Genomic DNA, 7545 nt, shown 5'->3' on the forward strand with positions numbered 1-7545 from the left:
GAGGAAATCAACGTTCAAATTGTACAAGCCATAAAAATAGACAAACTCGATTTTCATCGAGTTTGTCTACAGTCTGAGCTGCCTTTAAAAGGCAACTTTTTCTTTATGCAACGAACAAGGCAGGTTAGTTGCATAGGTCATACGTTAGTGTGTACTGCAAAGCTACTTTTTAAAAAACTGTGTCATTTACCTATGTGGAACATAACTTAAATGTAAGTAACTCCTTAAAACTTTATAAGGAGTAATTGTATGTCTCGGGTTACAGGCGATTGTGGAGGATTTGATGAAGGTTCTGCCTAATAATCGCTTATGCGGGTGCTTATGGTTATAGCGCTGAATTTGTCACTGCCTACGGATATAGTGCATTTTAAAAAAACGATCTCAGGTTGTAGCTATTTTTTTAAGGAGTAGTTAGAGTGTTGCCTTTTGAGACAGCAAAAGGGTCTTGGTGCAGTGAATCTGTCAACTCCTTATCCTTCCTTCGGTCTGGTACTGTTGACAGATGCCATATTTAGCTCATTCTAAAAAAGAAGAGAACGAATAAAGTGCATTGCAAGACATTTAATAAAAGAAACCTGTTTTTGGCAGGTGTTTTTTATTAAAAATGACTATACCTATTCAAGGTAAGCAATATTGCAAGAAAATGTATTACCACAATCCCTTGAACATAAGTTTTAATTTGAACTTTTCTAACATTGTCGATGAGGGGAGCAATTTTATGTATAACACCTATTCAAATTCAGAACAAAATGAACAATCGCAAATAAGTCCTAGTCTCAGACTTGGGCTAACTGCTGCTATTCTTACTACTATTGCAGACGGTATTGCAGCAATAGCAGTTTTAACTGCTATTGATGAGGCAATCATTGATACAGAAAAAGAAAAACAAGATCAAAAAGAATTAGATGAGAAGCTTGAAAAAATGCAACAGCAAATTGACAAATTAACAAATGAATTAACAAAAGTAACAAAAAGAGGGGTGAGAACAAGGTAAATTATCATTCTGTATATTCTTCTTCAAATGTAAAAATTACGACAGACCAACACCGCCAAATATCCCCCCTGGCATAAAGAAAAGCCGTAAATAATTCTAACGTTTTAAAGCCTTGAGAGAAAAAATCTTAAATTAGTCTATCTTGATTAACAGAATCAGATAAAAAAACCTGAAAAAAACCTTGGGCTTTACTTTTCCGTTTCAAATTATCTTTGTTTTTATCCTGCCCCTTAATTCAACATGGAAAATTAAATTTATTTCTAATTTCCCATAAGGTAGTAGGTTCAACTAAAGGGGAAGTTTATGGTTGAATAGTAATTTTTTGTTATTGTTCAACAATCGGGCTATTTAATAAAATAAGTGATTTTTTGGCTAAAATGACATTCTATAATTTACCTTGAATGTTAAGTGCATTTCCTTTCCAAGTGCATAGGATAATTTTAAAAGCTGTGAAGGGATTGAGAAAAATGTACTATGTTCCCTATATGTATCCCTATCAATATCAATATCAATATCCTGATTATGTTAATGTACCAATCTATAACTATGGAAGACAGTCTGTTTACTGGAATGTTCCTAATGAGTTAGAGTATGCAAACAGATATGATCCTTTTCGCTCTTCTAATAGTAATAGAAGTATTTTTTTAACAGATTATGGACCAAATCCATTTGTCGTTAATATCAATGAAGCAACGAAGCAAAACAATACCTATCGTACTGCTTTATGGACAGGAACACATTCACAAGTTACGTTGATGAGTCTGAATGTTGGCGAAGATATTGGTTTGGAAATACATCCTAACGTTGACCAATTCTTACGTATTGAACAAGGCCAGGGCATTGTTCAAATGGGCAAGAGTAAAGAAAATTTAAACTTTGAAAGAAACGTCTATGATGATTCTGCAATAATGATACCTGCTGGAACATGGCATAATCTAATCAATACAGGTAATATCCCTCTAAAACTTTACGCGATATATGCTCCTCCTAACCATCCATTTGGTACTATTCATGTTACCAAAGCAGATGCATTTGCTGCGGAAGGCGGTAATGGCAAAACAGTTGACAGGACTCCAGATGAATGGATACAGTACACGGAATTTTTGGTGAAGGAAGGATTAGAGGATGTTAAAAGAGGAATAAATTCTACACACATCCTTCAAGAATTTATTCTAATGGGAGTTCTTGTTGGAAAAGGGTATTCTCCTGAAAGAGCATATGAAACAGTAGAAGAATGGGAACGTACAGGAGAATCCAAACTTCTTCAGCAAAGCAAAAATATGTAGAAATAGAGTGCAACCTAAGTTCCTTAGCACTTTTAAAGACCACGGATAGAATTAGAATTATCATGGTGAACCGATCACAAGGATTGAAAAGTAAATATACTATGTTGAGGACAGGGAAACCTGTCTTTTTTTTTATATATCGAGAAAGCGGAAAATACAATGTGAAATAAATAATTAATTAAAATCAAGGATATGATATGACTAACAATAGATAAAATCGGGGTGGGACAATGCCTGAACATATCGAAGTAATTTTGAGGTCAATTACTTCTTTCAGTTTATTATTAATTGGAGCAAGAATATTAGGTAAACAAACGATATCTCAAATGACAATGTTTGATTTTGTTGCAGCAATTTCGCTAGGTGCAATTTCAGCGAATTTAGCCTTTAATACTACTATTAAGGTCCATCATACAATTATTGCATTTACTATATATATAGCAATTATTTTCCTGATTGCACTTATTTCATTAAAAAATAGAAAAGGAAGAAAATTTCTGGCTGGAGATCCCACAATTGTGATGCAAAATGGAAAAATATTAGAAAGAAACATGAATAAAATGCGATATACATTGGATTATTTAAATCAACAACTAAGGGAAAGAGATATTTTTAACATCGAAGAAGTTCTATTTGCCATAGTTGAAACAAATGGAACGTTAACAGTACTAAAAAAACCGCAATTTAGGAACGTAACAAAACAGGATTTGATGATTGCGGTAATGCCTGAACAGAAGTTACCTATTGAACTTATTATGGATGGAGAAATAATTAAAGAGAATTTAGAACAAAATAATATAGCGTTTTCATGGTTAGAATCAGAGTTAAAAAAGCGTAATTTATTAAAACATGATGTTGTTTATGCAGTAATGGCTGCCAATGGTAATATGTATGTTGATACATTTAGAGATCATATTCATTCCCCTATTGATAAAGAATAATTATTTCTTTACACAAAAGTAAAGTATAAAAATAATAATAGGGACGATGTAATCGTGTGAGAGTAAAATTATTTTCTAGCAAGCCCTCTTTTCAAATGCTGATAGAAGGTTTAAAGAGGAATTGCGTAGTTACTTAATGGAAAACCATATATATTAGTGCTGTTCTTCTATTTTATTTATTGTAACTATTTAAAAATCCCTCAATCTCATTAAAAGAATCTTAGACCTCTAAAAAGTGAAATTTACCTCAAGATTGGTTTATAGAGTGGTTAGAGCAATTAAACGAGAAATAAAAGGTAACTACTTATTCAGATAACAAGTGCTTTACTTCAATAAGGGAGTTGCTTTGGCAGCTCTTTTTCTTACGGAGCTAAACGGGCAGTTTAGTTGTATAAGAATAGGATTCCAGAAGATCGTCATTAGAGTCGATCTTTTTCTTTTCACTGTTTCAGATAAAAAAGTTACTATCTGAAAGCACGCAACAAAATTTATAGTAATAATATTTTATGAATTAGAAAAAAATAGAGGAAAGGAGGGATTGCGAATGTCTGTGAAAAAGTGGGTAAAAGGATTGGTCGTTGTGCTTGCAATGGTTGTAGTTGTGGCAACACTAGGATCACTCGGCGTATTTGCCGAATCCAGTGTTGTAAATCAGCCTATGGAGATGGGGAAGTCGATTGAGGTCGAGTTGAACGATGATTTCTTTAATCCGAAAGTCATCACTATTCCGAATGGAACAGCCACAACGCTGATATTGAAAAACAAAGGCAGTAAAAAGCACACCTTCACAGTTGAAAAGCTCGGCATTGACGTTGAGGCCCAGCCAGGTGAAGAAAAAAACATTACCGTGAATCCGAAACAGCCCGGTACATATGAACTTATATGTCGGTACCATTTCCAGGAAGGAATGGTTGGGAAAGTAATAGTCGAATAAAATGCAGGGCCAATAAGGCCTTGTTTTTTTATAGGCAAAGGAAATTACTTACTTTCTCGTCGAACGGACTTTTCTACTTTATATTATCGATTAAGTTTTAGAGAGTTTTTTTGTTAAGCTTATTTTTCATTACAGAAGAAATTGATGCTTGGATTAATAATAATTGTTCCACCTCTAATAAATGGTAAATATAATGTAAGGTAACGTATAAACCATTAAGAATGAGGTGGAAAGGTGTATTTTTTAAAACCTATTTCTGATGAGGTTCTTTTATCTCAAATAATATTCAATAAACATAAAAAAACGATGAAGCTCATTTTAGTGTCTATTTTTGCCTGTATTGCTGCTATTCTGCAGGCAGCTGGAGTTTTTCCAGGGATAGGATATTTTATAAGTCCGCTGGCCACTGCACCTATCCTGTTATGTTCCATGTTTTCCATTTCATTTGGAGCAATGTCCTATTTTCTGACAATTATGCTGTTATTCATGCTACAGCCAACTGAACTAATTGTATTTCCATTTACAACAGGATTGTTAGGAGTTGGAATAGGGGCATCTTTTCACCTTTTTAAGAAGAGGTTAAGTATTATTGCTACTGGTGCCATTCTTTTAATGTTAGGAATTATGAGTCTAATATTTATTTTTCACTTTCCGGTTTTAGGTCCAGCCGTCTCTGTTTCCTTTTCATTTCTTATATTTGGCTTTTTATTTGCCTTCATTTATAGCTGGTTATGGGTTGAAATTGCTATAATCATTTTTAAAAGATTAAAAATGATTATAATTTAGTGATTCTCCATCACATGGTTTTAATTTCGGTTCATTAGATCCATGTAAGAGAATTGTTTTGATTCATGGAACTATTTCAAAAACAGTGCCTTGGTTAAAATCAGTCACTTTCATAGAGCCATAAACAGCTAAATATAAGCTGGTTTGATTCAGATTCGTTCCCAAACTAACATAATAGGCTGATTGAGACCCAAAATCATAATCGGTTTGTATCACACTAAAATCATTTTGTTCACCATTTGGTCTTACGGTGGTATAAGCTAAAGCCCCTCTAACCTGAGGTTGAGATTCTTTCCGGGCAAGATCGGTAAACACAACGCTTCCTGTTAAACCAGGAATTGCATTCCCCATATAGGCTTGCACTCCTGTAAGAGCAGTTCCTCCAAACTTATCGGGTCTGGTATCTTTGTGGAAATAACTGGTTAAAGGTTGAAGACGACTCGCTGAAAGTGTTACTGCTTCATTGTAATAAGCAATTGTTTTCTCATCCAAAGTCTGATTTTCAGTGCAGCCTCTTATAATCGAAGTAGGAAAAGCACCTTCCCAACCTCGCCAGCCAAAGTTAATGAATCCTTCTTTGTCAGCTTCAGAATTCATGAAAGAAGCTTGAACAAGCTGAGTAACCGGTATTGGTTTATAATGAACGAATGAAAAAATCGACTCGACCAAATTCTGGCCGACATTTCCCGCATATTTAATATACTGATTATAAATCCTTTGAAATGAAATGCCTGGTATATTGCGAACCCCTTTGGCCATTACCATGAGCGTTTCCTGAATAGTTGTGGGAAGTTCATTAAAACGTGTGACAATGGGTGGATTATTGACGGATTTATTCTTATCTACATCAATTTCAATTATTTTACCGGCGATTTCCAGATCGTCCTGGCTTAAGTTAAATGGATCATAGCCTGATCCACCATCCCCGGTTGTTAAAACAAGTTTTCCTGTTTCGGGTGAAAAGTTTAAACTATTGACCCCATTATGATTTAAAAATGGTCTTCTTACGTTAAGTAAAGTCCGTCGTTTTTGGGGTTGACCATTCGATTGTAAAATCCATTCTTCAATTGTATCAATATGATTATATTGAGTTTCTCTATTTATCCACCTTAGGTTTAAAGTTCTAGGATCACACGGGTCAGGATTAAAAGATTCAGGAAGAGCACCTGGTCCTTGTGTTCCAGCTACTGAATAATGAAGATAAAACAGACCGTTATAATAAAATTCAGGATGAAACGCTAGCCCCAGCAATCCCCGTTCATCATATCCGCCACCAGAAACACCTAGTTTTAGGATTCGCGGTCGAATATCTAAAAAAGTCCTTATAACTCCGTTTCCTATGTAAAAGATCTCTCCTACCTGGGTTGCAATAAATAATCTTTCAATTGAGTCACCTGGAAGTATGGTTGTCTTTAAAACAGTAGGTAAATTTATATTACTTACAATGGGCCGTAAACCAACCTTAACTTTTATCAACTGACTTTGCACTCCTTCTTATTGTTTTCTTATAAGAATATGATTAGAACCGTCTATTAGTACCAAATTAGGTAGGGAATCCGATAAGGCATTGCACAACTTTCCGCATGAGCATAATTAAACTAAAGGAGTGCTTCAAGCGTTTCCATTAAAGGACGCTATCCTGTAACAAGGATAAGCTCTACACTATTGAGATTGTGAAAGCATGTACTTATACTATAGGGGTAGATTAGTTCAACAAGAAATCATCGAAGCATAAAAATGCTATATATTACTTGTACAAGTAGTTGAATATTTTCAGAGGAATAATTAAGCTATGTTAGATTTTCTTTTAGGCATCCTTTCCGCAGGATTCGGTGATAATTCTTTGGATAACGGGAAGGATAGTTGAATAATATTAATGAATTATTTGTTAGGATATAAGCTATGAGAGAGACGTGAAAAAGTATAAAAATACACTAAAGGATGTTAATTTTATGATTAAGAATCATGAAGAATTTAATGAAATTTTGTTAGCCAAAAGAAATTCAGGTAGTGAAACCTTTAGTTTCAAAGACAGGATTCAATTCGGGAAATACTAAAACAAATGAAATTGCAAAAGAACTATTCTTGAAAGAACTTGGTCTTAACCCAACAGGATAAAAGGATATTGGAAGCAGATTGACCAAAGTGTTGCTGGAAAAATTCTTGAATATATTTTATCAATGGACATGGCGTAGGATATTGAATTAGAAACTAAGCCTTTAGCTAATATGTTAAGCAATTATTTCTTAAACGAATTTCTATCTAATGCTATTTATTATACTAATGGTGACTTCGATGAGGGTGATGGCTTCTTTAGGCTAAGAGGATGGCGACCTATCACAGACTCCACATTTGATACAGGAGTCTTAGTAATAGATAAAAATAATATAGGTATCCTTTGGGCGGATGATGACTGATAATTTTATGGAACTAACAGGTGCTTTACTTCATTACCAGGAGCTGATCAGCAGCTCCTTTTCTTATGCAATAAACGGGGTAAGTTAGTTGCTTAAGAAAATAGAGGAATTGGAGTTAGTATAGTTTCATGGACACATTTTAGTTAAGTCCTTACAATGATTTTTGAGAGGATGTGTCCGTCTTGGA

Annotated in this window: 7 protein-coding genes; 6 read left to right on the plus strand and 1 reads right to left on the minus strand. The window is 34.3% G+C overall.

The window, feature by feature from the left end; translation table 11 throughout:
• The 6 genes from ACFX4I_RS26070 to ACFX4I_RS26095 all read left to right on the plus strand — a co-directional run.
• On the plus strand, positions 1 to 210 hold a 210-nt coding region (locus tag ACFX4I_RS26070), incomplete at its 5' end, for a hypothetical protein (protein WP_377424112.1).
• A gap of 508 nt (positions 211 to 718) precedes the next feature.
• Complete coding sequence (locus ACFX4I_RS26075; protein WP_230301397.1) at positions 719 to 994, plus strand: hypothetical protein; 276 nt, start codon at positions 719 to 721, stop codon at positions 992 to 994.
• Positions 995 to 1461: 467 nt separating this feature from the next.
• Positions 1462 to 2280: a cupin domain-containing protein gene (locus ACFX4I_RS26080; protein WP_377424115.1), complete on the plus strand. Its 819-nt coding sequence runs from the start codon at positions 1462 to 1464 to the stop codon at positions 2278 to 2280.
• Between the two features lie 230 nt (positions 2281 to 2510).
• Positions 2511 to 3221 (plus strand): DUF421 domain-containing protein, encoded by a 711-nt coding sequence (locus tag ACFX4I_RS26085; protein WP_377424117.1) that lies wholly within the window; start codon positions 2511 to 2513, stop codon positions 3219 to 3221.
• A 544-nt stretch (positions 3222 to 3765) separates the two neighbouring features.
• Positions 3766 to 4155 carry a cupredoxin domain-containing protein gene (locus ACFX4I_RS26090; protein ID WP_377424119.1) on the plus strand — a complete coding sequence of 130 codons (390 nt, stop codon included), beginning with the start codon at positions 3766 to 3768 and terminating at the stop codon, positions 4153 to 4155.
• A 234-nt stretch (positions 4156 to 4389) separates the two neighbouring features.
• Complete coding sequence (locus ACFX4I_RS26095; protein ID WP_377424121.1) at positions 4390 to 4941, plus strand: hypothetical protein; 552 nt, start codon at positions 4390 to 4392, stop codon at positions 4939 to 4941.
• 63 nt (positions 4942 to 5004) lie between these two features.
• Here the strand turns inward: ACFX4I_RS26095 and ACFX4I_RS26100 are convergent, their stop codons facing one another.
• On the minus strand, positions 5005 to 6417 hold the full coding sequence (locus ACFX4I_RS26100) for a PQQ-dependent sugar dehydrogenase (RefSeq protein WP_283932802.1): 1413 nt from the start codon (positions 6415 to 6417) through the stop codon (positions 5005 to 5007).
• Between the last annotated feature and the right edge of the window lie 1128 nt (positions 6418 to 7545).

The sequence above is a fragment of the Peribacillus sp. YIM B13472 genome, from assembly GCF_042788005.1.
Taxonomy (GTDB): Bacteria; Bacillota; Bacilli; order Bacillales; family DSM-1321; genus Peribacillus; species Peribacillus simplex_E.